Source organism: Streptomyces sp. NPDC023481, assembly GCF_055560195.1.
Window position 1 is genome coordinate 82,105 of sequence record NZ_JBVHJE010000019.1, and the last position, 14,434, is coordinate 96,538.

11 protein-coding genes are annotated in these 14,434 nt (G+C 74.4%); 10 read left to right on the top strand and 1 reads right to left on the bottom strand.

Annotation, left to right across the window (positions count from 1 at the left end):
- The first annotated feature begins 187 nt into the window (after window positions 1–187).
- Both ACZ3ZD_RS30895 and ACZ3ZD_RS30900 read left to right on the top strand, forming a co-directional pair.
- Window positions 188–1,447 (top strand): sensor histidine kinase, encoded by a 1,260-nt coding sequence (locus tag ACZ3ZD_RS30895; RefSeq protein WP_467404470.1) that lies wholly within the window; start codon window positions 188–190, stop codon window positions 1,445–1,447.
- Window positions 1,448–1,538: 91 nt separating this feature from the next.
- Window positions 1,539–2,213 carry a response regulator gene (locus ACZ3ZD_RS30900; protein WP_467404474.1) on the top strand — a complete coding sequence of 225 codons (675 nt, stop codon included), beginning with the start codon at window positions 1,539–1,541 and terminating at the stop codon, window positions 2,211–2,213.
- 119 nt (window positions 2,214–2,332) lie between these two features.
- Here ACZ3ZD_RS30900 and ACZ3ZD_RS30905 read toward each other — a convergent pair whose 3' ends face one another.
- Window positions 2,333–3,355: a Gfo/Idh/MocA family protein gene (locus ACZ3ZD_RS30905; protein WP_467404477.1), complete on the bottom strand. Its 1,023-nt coding sequence runs from the start codon at window positions 3,353–3,355 to the stop codon at window positions 2,333–2,335.
- Window positions 3,356–3,485: 130 nt separating this feature from the next.
- On the opposite strand from ACZ3ZD_RS30905, the gene ACZ3ZD_RS30910 reads away from it, so the two are divergent.
- The 8 genes from ACZ3ZD_RS30910 to ACZ3ZD_RS30945 all read left to right on the top strand — a co-directional run bounded on the left by ACZ3ZD_RS30910 (window position 3,486) and on the right by ACZ3ZD_RS30945 (window position 14,429).
- Entirely contained in the window at window positions 3,486–4,223 is a 738-nt protein-coding gene (locus ACZ3ZD_RS30910) for a GntR family transcriptional regulator (RefSeq protein WP_467404750.1), read from the top strand.
- Window positions 4,224–4,409: 186 nt separating this feature from the next.
- The gene (locus ACZ3ZD_RS30915) at window positions 4,410–5,414 is read left to right on the top strand and encodes a sugar ABC transporter substrate-binding protein (RefSeq protein WP_467404481.1); all 1,005 of its coding nucleotides are present in this window, start codon (window positions 4,410–4,412) and stop codon (window positions 5,412–5,414) included.
- On the top strand, window positions 5,411–6,454 hold the full coding sequence (locus ACZ3ZD_RS30920; RefSeq protein WP_467404484.1) for an ABC transporter permease: 1,044 nt from the start codon (window positions 5,411–5,413) through the stop codon (window positions 6,452–6,454). Before ACZ3ZD_RS30915 ends, ACZ3ZD_RS30920 begins: the two co-directional genes overlap by 4 nt.
- Window positions 6,451–7,221 (top strand): ATP-binding cassette domain-containing protein, encoded by a 771-nt coding sequence (locus ACZ3ZD_RS30925; protein WP_467404486.1) that lies wholly within the window; start codon window positions 6,451–6,453, stop codon window positions 7,219–7,221. Before ACZ3ZD_RS30920 ends, ACZ3ZD_RS30925 begins: the two co-directional genes overlap by 4 nt.
- Before the next feature lie 271 nt (window positions 7,222–7,492).
- A complete protein-coding gene (locus tag ACZ3ZD_RS30930; RefSeq protein WP_467404489.1) occupies window positions 7,493–8,638 on the top strand; it encodes an ROK family glucokinase in 1,146 nt (381 codons plus the stop codon).
- Window positions 8,635–9,216 (top strand): sugar kinase, encoded by a 582-nt coding sequence (locus ACZ3ZD_RS30935; protein ID WP_467404492.1) that lies wholly within the window; start codon window positions 8,635–8,637, stop codon window positions 9,214–9,216. The genes ACZ3ZD_RS30930 and ACZ3ZD_RS30935 overlap by 4 nt, the downstream gene beginning before the upstream one ends.
- A 96-nt stretch (window positions 9,217–9,312) precedes the next feature.
- Window positions 9,313–12,210 (top strand): DEAD/DEAH box helicase, encoded by a 2,898-nt coding sequence (locus ACZ3ZD_RS30940; protein ID WP_467404494.1) that lies wholly within the window; start codon window positions 9,313–9,315, stop codon window positions 12,208–12,210.
- Complete coding sequence (locus ACZ3ZD_RS30945) at window positions 12,207–14,429, top strand: SWIM zinc finger family protein (protein WP_467404497.1); 2,223 nt, start codon at window positions 12,207–12,209, stop codon at window positions 14,427–14,429. The genes ACZ3ZD_RS30940 and ACZ3ZD_RS30945 overlap by 4 nt, the downstream gene beginning before the upstream one ends.
- Window positions 14,430–14,434: the final 5 nt, after the last annotated feature.

Genomic DNA, 14,434 nt, shown 5'->3' on the forward strand with positions numbered 1-14,434 from the left:
CGAGGCCTCCCCCACGAGGGCCGCGGGGCGAGAGCGCGACGCCGAACGGCCCTGCGGGCGGCGGCCGCGTCGAAAGGCTGCAACGGGCGGCGGCGGCCGCGTCGAAAGTCCCCGGCGCCGCGACTTCGGTCGGTGATCCCGCGCACGGGGCGGCGGTACGGCGGAGCCCCGCGTAGCTTGGTCGACCGTGAGCAGAGACGAACAGGCGCGGGCGCCGCAGGGGTTCGGGGGCCGCCGCTGGCTGTTCCCGTCCGCGCTGGTCCACGAACTGGACCCGGACGCGGCCGCCTCGGATCGCCGGCCCCGGCGCACGGCGCGTGACTGGGCGGTCGACTTCTGCTGCTTCCTGCTGGCCGTGTTCATCGGCCTGCTGAGCGCCGACCCCCTGCGGCACGAGGACCTCCCGGACGGCTACGCAACCCTGGACCAGGTGCTGGGCGCGCTCGCCTGCGGCGCGGTGTGGCTGCGGCGCCGGTGGCCGGTCGGCCTCGCCGTGGCGCTGGTGCCGGTCGCCTTCCTGTCGAACACCGCGGGCGGCGCGGGGGTGGTCGCCCTGTTCACGCTCGCCGTGCACCGGCCCTTCCGGTACGTGGCCTGGGTGGGCGGGGTGTCAGTGGCGCTGCTCCCGGTCTACTACCGGCTGCGGCCCGACCCCGACGTGCCGTACGCCGGGGCGATCGCCTCGGGCGTGCTGCTCACCGCCGCGATGGTCGGCTGGGGCATGTTCGTCCGGTCCAAACGGCAGCTCATGCTGAGCCTGCGCGACCGTGCCCGGCACGCCGAGGCCGAGGCCCGGCTGCGGGCGGAGCAGGCCCAGCGGCTGGCCCGCGAGGCCATCGCCCGCGAGATGCACGACGTACTGGCCCACCGGCTCACCCTGCTGAGCGTGCACGCGGGCGCCCTGGAGTTCCGGCCGGACGCGCCCCGCGAGGAGGTCGCGCGGGCCGCCGGGGTGATCCGGGAGAGCGCCCACGAGGCACTCCAGGACCTGCGGGAGATCATCGGGGTGCTGCGGGCCGGCGATTCCGACGAAGCGCCCGGCAGGCGTCCGCAGCCGTCGCTGGCCGCACTGGACGCCCTGGTCGCCGAGTGCCGCGAGGCCGGCATGAGGGTCACCCTGGACCACGGCGTCGCGGACCCGGCCGCCGTCCCCGCCTCCGTCGGCCGCACCGCCTACCGCATCGCCCAGGAGGCCCTGACCAACGCCCGCAAGCACGCCCCCGGCACCGACGTCACGGTCCGCCTCGCCGGCACCCCCGGCGACGGCCTGACGGTCACGGTCACCCACCCCGCGCCACCCGCCGAGGCGCCCCCCGTGCCCGGCTCCGGCCAGGGCCTGATCGGCCTCACCGAACGCGCCACGCTGGCCGGCGGCCACCTGCGCCACGGGCCGCGCCCCGACGGGGGCTTCGAGGTACGGGGGTGGCTGCCGTGGCCGCGCACCTGAACCTGAGCCCGGCCGCCACCGGACACCGCGCGGGAGGTGACCTCGGGCCGTTTCCGCCGCCCCGCGTCCTGGCCCGTGGTTACGTGAACCCATGACTGCGACGCCGATCAGACTCCTCCTCGTGGACGACGACCCCCTCGTCCGTGCCGGTCTCGCGCTGATGATCGGCGGGGCCGAGGACATCGAGATCGTCGGGGAGGCCGCCGACGGCGCGCAGGCCGAGGAACTGGTGCGGCGGGCCCGGCCGGACGTCGTGCTGATGGACATCAGGATGCCCTCGGTGGACGGGATCACCGCGACCCGGCGGCTGCGCGCCCGGCCGGACGCGCCGCAGGTCGTGGTGCTGACCACCTTCCACGCCGACGAACAGGTGCTGCACGCCCTGCGCGCCGGCGCCGCCGGTTTCGTGCTCAAGGACACCCCGCCGGCCGAGATCGTCGACGCCGTCCGCCGGGTCGCGGCCGGCGACCCGGTCCTGTCGCCCGCCGTCACCCGGCAGTTGATGCGGCACGCGGCCGGCAGCGCCGCCGACTCCCGGCAGGCACGCGCGCGTGACCGGCTCGCCGTGCTCAACGACCGCGAACGCGAGGTCGCCGTCGCCGTCGGCCGCGGCCTCGCCAACGCCCGGATCGCCGCGGAACTGTTCATGAGCGTGGCCACCGTCAAGGCCCACGTTTCCCGCATCCTCGCCAAGACCGGCCTCGACAACCGCGTCCAGATCGCCCTGCTCGCCTACGACGCGGGACTTGTCGAGGACGGGCACTGAACCGGCGCCGGTGAGGTGCCGGGTGGTGGGCGTGTCGATGCGCGGCGGCGACCGGCCGGGGGCGACGTTCGTCCCTCGGTTCCACGGCGGCCCGTGCCGCCCGAATCCGCGTTCGGCCCTCAGCCGTACGCCCGCCCCTCGCCGCCCGGGATGTCCGTCAGCGGTACCGGGCGGTGCTCGTGGCGGGAGCGTTCGCAGGCCTCGGCGATACGGAGGGCCTGCAACGCCTCCCGGCCGTCGCAGGGGTTGGCGCGCTCGCCGCGGACGACGTCCACGAAGGCGTTCAGCTCGGCCTCGTACGCCGGTCCGAACCGTTCCAGGAACCCCGTCCACGGTTTGTCCGCGGGCGGCGGCCCGCTCGGCTCGGTGGACGCGAGGGGCGTACGGTCGTCCAGGCCCACCACCACCGTGTCCCGTTCCCCGGCCAGCTCCATGCGGACGTCGTACCCGGCGCCGTTCAGCCGGGTCGCCGTCGCGGTGGCCAGGGTGCCGTCGTCCAGCGTGAGCAGCGCCGCGCCCGTGTCGACGTCCCCGGCCTCCCGGAACATCGCGGGACCGCCGTCCGAGCCGGTGGCGTACACGACGGTCACCTCCCGGCCGGTCACCCAGCGCAGCACGTCGAAGTCGTGGATCAGCGTGTCCCGGAACAGCCCGCCGGACAGCGGCAGCCACGCGGCAGGCGGAGGGGACTGGTCGCAGGTCATGGCCCGCACGGTGTGCAGCCGGCCGAGCCGCCCGCTGCGTACGGCGTCCCGCGCGCCCGCGTAGCCCGCGTCGAACCGCCGCTGGAAGCCCATCTGCAGCACCGTCCCGGCCGTCTCCACCTCGGCCAGCGCGTGCAGCGTGCCCGGCAGGTCGAGCGCGATCGGCTTCTCGCAGAACACCGGCAGCCCCGAGCGCGCGGCCCGCCCGATGTACTCGGCGTGGGCAGCGGTCGCCGTGGTGATCACCACCGCGTCCACGCCCCAGCGGAAGATCTCGTCCACACCCGGCGCCGCCGTCTCGCCCAGCCGGTGCGCCAGCTCCTGTGCCCGCGCCGGCTCGCTGTCCGTCAGGATCAGGGACCCGACCTCGCGGTGACGGCTGAGCGTCCTCGCGTGAAGGGTGCCGATGCGGCCCGTACCGATGACCCCGATGCGCATGGAAACAAAGTGACGGCGGACACCGCACCCTGTCAATGCGTATGTCCGGACAATCGGACTACACAACTTCCCGTCAACCGGTCACGGGGCTACGCTCGGGCCCGTGCCGAAACCAGATGTGGACCCGACCGTGCCGCTCGACCTGCGGGTGGACCGCAGCTCCCCGGTGCCGCTGTACTTCCAGCTCTCCCAGCAGCTGGAGGCCGCCATCGAGCACGGCAGCCTCACCCCGGGCAGCCTGCTGGGCAACGAGATCGAGCTGGCCGCGCGACTCGGCCTGTCCCGGCCGACCGTCCGCCAGGCCATCCAGTCCCTCGTGGACAAGGGGCTCCTCGTCCGGCGCCGGGGCGTGGGCACCCAGGTCGTGCACAGCCAGGTCAAGCGCCCCCTGGAACTGAGCAGCCTCTACGACGACCTGGAGGCGGCCGGCCAGCGCCCCGCGACGAAGGTGCTGGTCAACACGGTCGTCCCGGCCTCCGCCGCGGTCGCCGCCGCGCTCGGCGTCGCCGAGGGCAGCGACGTCCACCGCGTCGAACGGCTCCGCCTCGCGCACGGCGAACCGATGGCGTACCTGATCAACCACCTGCCCCCGGGTCTGTTCGACCTCGACACCGGCCAGCTGGAGGCCACCGGCCTGTACCGGCTGATGCGCTCGGCCGGGATCACCCTGCACAGCGCCCGCCAGTCCATCGGCGCCCGCGGCGCCACGGCCGCCGAGGCCGAGCGGCTCGGCGAGGCCGAGGGTGCCCCGCTGCTGACCATGCAGCGCACCACTTACGACGACACCGGCCGCGCGGTGGAGTTCGGCGACCACACCTACCGGCCGGACCGCTACTCCTTCGAGTTCCAGCTGCTCGTACGCCCCTGAGTGACCGCCCCGCCGCCCCTGAGCGACCGCCTCGCCTTCGTCGCAATGTCCGGACAATGCGACCCGTGGGGGCCGCCCGGCCGTGTCACGGGTGTTCGGCGTGTTCGATACTGGAGCGTTTGGGGCCGCTGACGCGATCGACGGCCCCTTGCGTCTGTACGAACACGGCAAGAAGGGCACGGCCTCGTGGCACGGTTTCGGACCTGGGTAGGCATAGCGCTGGCGGGGGCACTCTCCGTGTCCCTGGCGGCGTGCAGCAGCACCGGAGGCAAGCGGGCGGAGGACGCCCGCAAGGCCGCCGCCGCCCAGGGCAGGTCGGCGGTGAACACCCCCCGCTGGACCTTCGCGATGATCACCCACTCCGGGGACGGCGACACCTTCTGGGACATCGTGCAGAGCGGTGCCAAGCAGGCCGCCGTCAAGGACAACATCAACTTCCTGTACTCGCACGACGACGAGGCCCAGCAGCAGGCCCAGCTGGTGGACGCGGCCGTGGACAAGAAGGTCGACGGCATCATCGTCACCCTGGCCAAGCCGGACGCCCTGAAGGCGGCCGTGGCCCGCGCCGAGAAGGCCGGCATCCCGGTGATCACGGTGAACTCCGGCTCCGCGGAGTCCAAGGCCTTCGGCGCCCTCACCCACATCGGCCAGGACGAGACCGTCGCGGGCGAGGCGGTCGGCGACGAGCTGAACAAGCGCGGGCGGAAGAAGGCCCTGTGCGTGCTGCACGAGCAGGGCAACGTCGGCCACGAGCAGCGCTGCGACGGCGTCGCCAGGACCTTCCACGGCACGCTGCGCAAGCTGTACGTCAACGGCACCAACATGCCCGACGTGCAGTCCGCGATCGAGGCCAAGCTCCAGGCCGACCGGTCCCTCGACGCCGTCGTCACCCTCGGCGCGCCCTACGCCGACACCGCCGTGAAGGCGCGGACGGACGCGGGCAGCAAGGCCGAGATCGACACCTTCGACCTGAACGCCAAGGTCGCGGCCTCGCTGAAGGACGGCAGCCTCGGCTTCGCCGTGGACCAGCAGCCGTACCTCCAGGGCTACCAGGCCGTCGACCTGCTGTGGCTGTACAAGTACAACGGCGACGTCCTCGGCGGCGGCAAGCCGGTGCTGACCGGCCCGCAGATCGTCACCAAGGACCAGGCGTCCGCGCTGGCGGAGTACACCGAGCGGGGCACCCGATGAGCGCGGCCACGGACGACAACCTGCTGGACGAAAGGATTCTGCAGACCTCCGCGCTGCGGAAGCTGCTCACCCGCCCGGAACTGGGCTCGGTGGTCGGGGCCCTCGCCGTCTTCGTCTTCTTCGCCCTCGCCGCCGACGGCTTCCTGCGCGCCTCCAGCCTCAGCACGGTCCTCTACGCCTCCTCGACCATCGGCATCATGGCCGTACCCGTGGCCCTGCTGATGATCGGCGGCGAGTTCGACCTCTCGGCGGGCGTCATGGTGACGTCGTCCGCGCTGGTCTCCTCGATGTTCAGCTACCAGATGACCGCGAACACCTGGGTCGGTGTCGGCGTGTCGCTGCTGGTCACCCTCGCCGTCGGCGCCTTCAACGGCTTCATGCTGACCCGCACGAAACTGCCCAGCTTCATCGTCACGCTGGGCACCTTCCTGATGCTGACCGGCATGAACCTCGGCTTCACCAAGCTGATCGACGGCACGGTCTCCACCAAGACCATCGCCGACATGCAGGGCTTCCCCAGCGCCCACGCCGTCTTCGCCTCGACGCTCACGCTCGGCGGTGTCGACGTCAAGGTCACCATCCTGTGGTGGCTCGGCCTCGTCGCCCTCGCCTCCTGGATCCTGCTGCGCACCCGGACCGGTAACTGGATCTTCGCTGTCGGCGGCAACGCGGACGCGGCCCGCGCGGTCGGCGTCCCGGTCGCCCGGACCAAGATCGGCCTCTACATGGGCGTCGCGTTCGGCGCCTGGATCTCCGGCCAGCACCTGCTGTTCTCGTTCGACGCCGTCCAGTCCGGCGAGGGCGTCGGCAACGAGCTGATCTACATCATCGCGGCCGTCATCGGCGGCTGCCTGATCACCGGCGGTCACGGCAGCGCCATCGGCTCGGCCGTGGGCGCCCTGCTGTTCGGCATGACCAGCAAGGGCATCGTCTTCGCCGAGTGGAACCCGGACTGGTTCAAGTTCTTCCTCGGAGCGATGCTGCTCCTCGCGACCCTGCTCAACGCCTGGGTCCGCAAGCGCGCGGAGGCGACCAAGTGACACTCGTGGAGCTGACCGGCGTCAGCAAGCACTACGGCACCGTCCGCGCCCTGGAAGGGGTCTCCCTGGAGGTCCGCGCGGGCGAGATCACCTGCGTCCTCGGGGACAACGGCGCCGGCAAGTCGACCCTGATCAAGATCATCTCCGGTCTGCACCGGCACGACGGCGGCACCCTGCGCATCGAGGGCGAGGAGACGGCCCTGTCCTCCCCGCGCGAGGCCCTGGACCGCGGCATCGCCACCGTCTACCAGGACCTCGCCGTCGTCCCGCTCATGCCGGTCTGGCGCAACTTCTTCCTCGGCTCCGAGCCCCGCAGGGGCTACGGCCCCTTCAAGCGCCTGGACACCGACCTGATGCGCCGCACCACCCGCGAGGCGCTGCTGCGCATGGGCATCGACCTGAGGGACGTCGACCAGCCCATCGGCACGCTGTCCGGCGGCGAGCGCCAGTGCGTCGCCATCGCGAGGGCGGTCCACTTCGGCGCGAAGGTCCTGGTCCTGGACGAGCCGACGGCGGCACTGGGAGTGAAGCAGTCCGGTGTGGTCCTCAAATATGTGGCCGCGGCACGGGACGAGGGCCTGGGCGTTGTCTTGATCACCCACAATCCGCACCACGCGTACCTGGTGGGCGACCGTTTCGTGTTGCTCAGGCGAGGCACGATGGTGGGCCATCACACACGTGACGAGATCACCCTGGACGAGCTGACCCAGCAGATGGCGGGAGGGTCCGACCTGGACGCTCTCCGCCACGAACTGCAACGCGGCTGAAGCGCGCGGGCCGTGCCGGTGCGGGGCTGCGCCGCGTGGGCGCGACCGACCGCGACCTGCGCCGCGTGGGCGCGACCGACCGTGACCTACCGCGCCGGACCCGCACCCGGTGCCGGCCCGCACCCGGTGCCGGTCCGCAGCCATCGCCGCAACCGGGCCCGGTGCCGGCCCACACCTCGCGCCACAACGGCACCCGGCGCTGGACGCGCGCTCCCGCCCCCCCCCCGCCCCGCGCGGCACTCGGCGTGAGGGTGCGGCACAATCGAGCCCGATGAGCACCTACCGCGACCTCACGGCCCCCATCGGCTCCCGCCGAGCCCCCGTCCTGCGAACAGTGGGTACCAGGGAGCGCCGGTCACATCTGACTGCCCCCCGTGTCCCCACCGTCGGCATCGACATCGGCGGCACCAAGGTCATGGCGGGCGTCGTGGACGCCGACGGCAACATCCTGGAGAAGCTCCGCACGGAGACCCCGGACAAGTCCAAGAGCCCCAAGGTCGTCGAGGACACCATCGTCGAGCTGGTCCTGGACCTGTCCGACCGGCACGACGTGCACGCGGTCGGCATCGGCGCCGCCGGCTGGGTCGACGCCGACCGCAACCGCGTCCTGTTCGCCCCCCACCTGTCCTGGCGCAACGAACCCCTGCGCGACCGGATCGCCGCCCGGCTCGCCGTGCCCGTCCTGGTGGACAACGACGCCAACACCGCCGCCTGGGCCGAGTGGCGCTTCGGCGCCGGCCGCGGCGAGGACCACCTGGTCATGATCACCCTGGGCACCGGCATCGGCGGCGCGATCCTGGAGGACGGCCAGGTCAAGCGGGGCAAGTTCGGGGTCGCCGGGGAGTTCGGCCACATGCAGGTCGTGCCCGGCGGGCACCGCTGCCCGTGCGGCAACCGCGGCTGCTGGGAGCAGTACAGCTCCGGCAACGCGCTCGTCCGCGAGGCCAGGGAGCTGGCCGCGGCCGACTCCCCGGTGGCCTACGGGATCATCGAGCACGTCAAGGGCAACATCCACGAGATCACCGGCCCGATGATCACCGAGCTGGCCCGCGAGGGCGACGCCATGTGCGTCGAGCTGCTCCAGGACATCGGCCAGTGGCTCGGCGTCGGCATCGCCAACCTCGCCGCCGCCCTCGACCCCTCCTGCTTCGTCATCGGCGGCGGCGTCTCGGCCGCCGACGACCTGCTCATCGGCCCGGCCCGGGACGCCTTCAAGCGCCACCTCACCGGCCGCGGCTACCGCCCCGAGGCCCGCATCACCCGCGCCCAGCTCGGCCCCGAGGCGGGCATGGTGGGGGCCGCCGACCTGGCCCGGCTGGTCGCCCGCCGGTTCCGCCGGGCCAAGCGGCGCCGTGTGGAGCGCTACGAGCGCTACGAGCGGTACGCCCAGTCCCGCCGCGACCAGGACAGCGCATGACGCCGTCCCTGCCCCACCAGGGCGGACCACCGGACGAGCCCCGGCGGGCGGCCGAGGACTCCCGGCACAAGGCCAGGCGTCGGGCGCTCACCCTGCTGATCATCGTCCTGCTCATCGGCGTCCCGGCCGGCTACCTGGTGATCTCCGCGAACCAGAGCCGCAACAGCGGCAAGGACAAGGAGGCGAAGTACTCGGCGACCGGCCTCACCCCGGGCTGGCCCTCCAAGGTGCAGCGCCGCCTGTACCAGGTGGCCGTCCCGCACCCCGCCGACGACATCGCCTCCTACGAGACGAACAACTGGAAGACCAGCCGCCTCTACGTCCAGTTCGGCACCAACCCCGCGGGCCTGGACAGCTTCCTGGAGGCCATGGGCGTCCGCCGGGAGCAGCTGAAGAAGGACGACATCGCCGTCGGCGAACGGGACCGCAAGGTCAGCGGCTGGACCTTCGGCGGACCGGGCCCCTGGTGGGGCCTGACCCACGAGCAGAAGAACCCCGCGCCCACCCAGGACGTGGTCGTCAACCTGTCCGACCCGGAACATCCCATGGTGTTCGTGGTCTCCCGGACGGTGCCGTAGGCGCGGGCCCAGACCGGCGCCGGGGCCGATTGTCAGACCCCGCCCGTAGAGTCGGAGACAGCTGATCCGACACATCGGCGGGAGGTGGCAGGACGTATGAGCGGCACGGCTGCGGTGGCCGAGCGCACGGGGGGTTCCCCGGAGCCCGGGGCGGCGACGGGGACGGACACCGGGACGGTCACGGGCCCGGAGGCCGGGCTTCCGGTCCCGGTGCGCCTCGCGTCCGTCTACCTGCCCGCGCCCCTGCCCCGTGAGGGCCGCCTCGCCTTCTGGTCCCCGGACGGCGACCCGCTGCCCGCCGGCACCGGGCACGCCCCGCAGGAGCTGACGGTCGTACGACGCCATGGCGCCGGCGTGCGCCGCCGCAAGGTGCCCGCGCTGACCCTGCCGCTCGCCGACGCCCTGCCGCTGCTGGTCCGCGCCCGGCGCGACCCGGCCGCCCACCCGGCCACTGCCTGCTGGGGCGCCGCCGCCCTGCACGCGCTGCGGCTCGCCGCCCGCGGCCGACTGCTGCCCGGCCTCACCCCGGCCGGGCACGACGCCTGGCGGGCCGGCCCGCTGGAGCCCGACGACATCGCCCACCTGCGCGCCGTCGCCGCCGCCCTGCCACCCGAGGGCCACGCCGTACCCCTGCCCGGGCCGGGCCCGCTGTGCCTGCCCGAACCGGAGGCCCTGGTCCGCTCCTTCCTGGACGCGGTCGCGGACACCCTGCCCCGCACGCCCGCCGCCCCCTACACCGCCGGCCGGCCCTTCGCCGCCCGCGAACCCCAGTCCCTGCCCGAGGCGCACGCCTGGGCGGCCGAGGTCGCCGCCGGGATGGACGCCGGCGTGCGGATCTCGCTCCGCCTGGACCTGTCCGCGTACGACGTCTTCGACGCCGGCGCGCAGGAGGGCACGCGCGCCGCGGGGGCCGCGATCGTGCAGGTGCACAGCCTCGCCGACCCCACCCTGGTGGCCGACGCGGCGACCCTGTGGACGGGCGGTGCCGACCCGGCGTTCGGGACCCGCGCGCGCGTGGACGCGGCCCTCGCCGTCCGGCGCGCCGCCCGTGTGTGGCCGCCCCTGGACCGCCTCGCCGGACAGGACGTGCCCGACGTCCTCGCCCTGTCCGAGGAGGAGCTGGGCGAGCTGCTCGGCGTGGTCGCGGGCCGGCTGGCCGCCGCCGGAATCGCCGTGCACTGGCCCCGCGACCTCGCCCGCGACCTGACCGCCACCGCGGTGGTCCGCCCGGCGCCCGGTTCGGCGACCGACGGCACCGGCTTCTTCGAGAGCGAGGAACTGCTCCGGTTCCGCTGGCAGCTGGCGCTCGGCGGCGATCCGCTGAGCGAGGCCGAGATGGACACCCTCGCCGAGGCCCACCGCCCGGTCGTACGGCTCCGGGACCGCTGGGTGCTGGTCGACCCCGCCCTGGTCCGCAAGGCCCGCAAGCGTGAACTGGGACTGCTCGACCCGGTCGACGCGCTGTCCGTAGCCCTCACCGGCACCGCCGAGGTCGACGGGGAGACCGTCGAGGCCGTCCCCGCCGGCGCGCTGGCCGCCCTGCGTGACCGGCTCACCGCGGGTCTGCTCCCCGCCGAGCCCCCGCCCGCCCTCGCCGCCACCCTCCGGGACTACCAGCTGCGCGGCCTGGCCTGGCTCGACCTGATGACCTCCCTCGGCCTCGGCGGCTGCCTCGCCGACGACATGGGCCTCGGCAAGACCGTCACCCTCATCGCCCTGCACCTCAAGCGGGCCCGCACCGAACCGACGCTCGTGGTCTGCCCGGCCTCCCTGCTCGGCAACTGGCAGCGCGAGATCAACCGGTTCGCACCCGGCGTCCCCGTCCGCCGCTTCCACGGCCCGGACCGCAGCCTGGACGGACTGGACGGCGGCTTCGTCCTCACCACGTACGGCACCATGCGCTCGGCCGCGGCCCGGCTCGCCGAACAGCGCTGGGGCATGGTCGTGGCCGACGAGGCCCAGCACGTGAAGAACCCCTACTCGGCCACCGCCAAGGCGCTGCGCACCATCCCCGCCCCCGCGCGCGTGGCGCTCACCGGCACCCCGGTGGAGAACAACCTCTCCGAACTGTGGGCTCTGCTCGACTGGACCACCCCCGGGCTCCTCGGCCCGCTGAAGTCGTTCCGCGCCCGGCACGCGCGGGCGGTGGAGAACGGGGAGGACGAGGAGGCGGTCGAGCGCCTGGCCCGCCTGGTACGGCCGTTCCTGCTGCGCCGCAGGAAGTCCGACCCCGGCATCGTCCCCGAACTGCCGCCCAAGACCGAGACGGACCACCCGGTGCCGCTCACCCGCGAACAGGCCGCGCTGTACGAGGCGGTGGTGCGCGAGTCGATGCTGGCCATCGAGACCGCCGAGGGCATCGCCCGCCGGGGCCTGGTGCTGAAGCTGCTGGGCGCGCTGAAGCAGATCTGCGACCACCCGGCGCTGTATCTGAAGGAGGAGGCGCACCCCGACCGGCTCGCCGCCCGCTCCGGCAAGCTCGCGCTGCTGGACGAGCTGGTGGACACCCTGCTCGCCGAGGACGGCTCGGCGCTCGTCTTCACCCAGTACGTCGGCATGGCCCGCCTCATCACCGCCCACCTGTCCGCCCGCGCGATCCCGGTGGACCTGCTGCACGGCGGCACCCCGGTCCCGGAGCGGGAGCGCATGGTGGACCGCTTCCAGGACGGTGAGACCCCGGTCCTCGTGCTGTCTCTGAAGGCCGCCGGCACCGGCCTCAACCTCACCCGCGCGGGCCACGTCGTCCACTTCGACCGCTGGTGGAACCCGGCTGTCGAGGAACAGGCCACCGACCGCGCCTACCGCATCGGGCAGACCCAGCCCGTCCAGGTCCACCGCCTGGTCACCGAGGGCACGGTGGAGGACCGCATCGCCGAGATGCTCGCCGCCAAGCGTGCCCTGGCCGACGCCGTCCTCGGTTCCGGCGAGGCCGCGCTCACCGAGCTGACGGACCGGGAACTGTCCGACCTCGTCTCCCTGCGGAGGACGCCATGACGGGCATCGACCGTCCCCGCCCCGGCGACGCCGCCCGCCAGGCGCTGCGCGCGGCCCGGGAACGCGCCGAGGACCCTGCCGTGGAGGAGCCGGCACAGGCCGACAGCGCCGACTGCGCCGTCAGCGCCGAGCCGAGGCCGGCCGATGTGGCACGGGCGGCGCTCAGGGCGGCGGACCGGGATCACGAGGCTGCGGCACCGGAAGCCGACGACGCCGTACGCCCCGCTCCGGAACCCCGAGCCGGTGGCGGCCGCCCCGGTGACGTGGCCCGGGAGGCCCTGCGCGCCGCCCGACGGGAACGCCGGGCTCCCACGGCACCCCGGGAGGAGCCCCAGGCGGCCAAGACCAACGCCAAGGCGAAGGCGAAGGCCGTCCAGGACATGCGCCACTATCTGGCAACCGCCTTCCGCATGCCCACCTGGGCGGAAACCCCGGACGACGCTCCCCTCCTCCCTGCGCCTCCACAAGGGGAGCCGGGGGACACCACACCGCTGCCCCCACCGGCCCACGCGCCCGCGTCGGCGGAGACGCCCGCGCCCGTCATGACGCCCCCGTCGGCGGAGACGTCCGCACCGCCGTCCCCGGCCCCGGCAACCGAGCCCGCGACCCGGGCGTCCTCCAAGCCTCCGTCGGCCGAGCCGCCCGCACCGTCGCTCCCGGGCCGTACGGCCGGGCCCGCGACTCCCGCGGCCCCCACGCCCCAAGCACCCGCACCCGACTCCACCTCCGCGGCGGCGCAGACGCCCGCGCCCGCCAACACGCGCCCGTCGGCGGAGACGTCCGCACCGCCGTCCCCGGCCCCGGCGACCGAGCCCGCGAGCCCCGCGCCCCTCTCCACGCCCCCGTCGGCCGAGCCAACCACCCCGACGCTCCAAGCGCCCGCGCCAACCGCCCCCGGGCACCCGTACGCGTCGGACAGCACGGCCGCCCCCGGGCCGTCGCGCGCGCCTGTCAGCATGGGTGCCCCCCATCGGGACAGTGAGCTTCGGCGGACGTTTCCTGCGGTGGTGGGGCGCGGCGAAGAGGGGGCGTTCGCGGGGAGTTGGTGGGGGAACGCCTGGGTGGAGGCGTTGGAGCGGGGGGCGTTGGATGCCGGGCGGCTGGCGCGGGGGCGCGGGTACGCGGAGCAGGGGCGGGTGGACGCGATCACCGTCACGCCGGGACTCGTGCTGGCGTACGTGCGCGGCAGCAGGCCCCGGCCCTACCGGGTGCAGGTACGGGTGCGGATGCTGGAGGACGACGACTGGGAGCGGTTCCTGGACGCCGCGGCCGACCGGCCGGGGCACATCGCGGCGCTGCTCGACAAGGAGCTGCCCCACTCGCTCGCCGACTGCGGGGTGCCCCTGCTGCCCGGCCCCCGCGACCTCGTCCCCCGCTGCAGCTGCCCGGACTCCGGTCACCCCTGCAAGCACGCCGCCGCCCTCTGCTACCAGACGGCCCGCCTCCTCGACGTCGACCCGTTCGTCCTGCTCCTGCTGCGCGGCCGGGGCGAGAGGGAACTGCTCGACGCGCTGTCCAGGCGCAGTGCCGCCCGTGCGGCCCGTGCCGCCCGGGAACGGCAGCCGCTGACCCTGCCCGGGATCCGGGCCACCGAGGTGCTCGCCGTGGGCGAACGCCCCCCGCTGCCCCCGCCGTTGCCGCCGCTCCCGCATCCCGAGCAGCCCCCGGCCTATCCGTCGGCGCCCGGCGGCCCGGACCCGTTCGCGCTGGACCAGCTGGCGACCGACGCCGCCGCCCGCGCCCACGCCCTGCTGGGCACCGGACGTGACCCGGTCGGCGAGCTGACGCTGTGGCAGGACGCGGTACGGCTGGCCGCGGCCCGCCCCGGTTCCGGGCTGACCGCGGCCACCCGCGCGCTGTACGCCACGCTCGCCGACGCCGTCGGCCGCCCCCCGGCCGAGCTGGCACGCGCCGTCGCGGCCTGGCGGCAGGGCGGCCCGGCGGGGCTGGAGGTCCTGGAGGAGCCGTGGGACCCACCGGCCGGCCGCTTCGACCGGGCCCGCCCGCTGCTGCTCGCGGCCGACCTCCCGGCGTTCCGCCCCTGGCGCAACCGTCTCACCCACCCCCGCGGCCACGTCCAGCTGCGCCTGGGCCGCGACGGCCTGTGGTACGCCTACGAGTCGGAGCCCGGCCGGGACGACTGGTGGCCCCGCGGCACCCCCGACCTCGACCCGGTGGGCGCGCTGACCGGGCTCGGCACACCGGAGGACTGCCGGTGAACGGG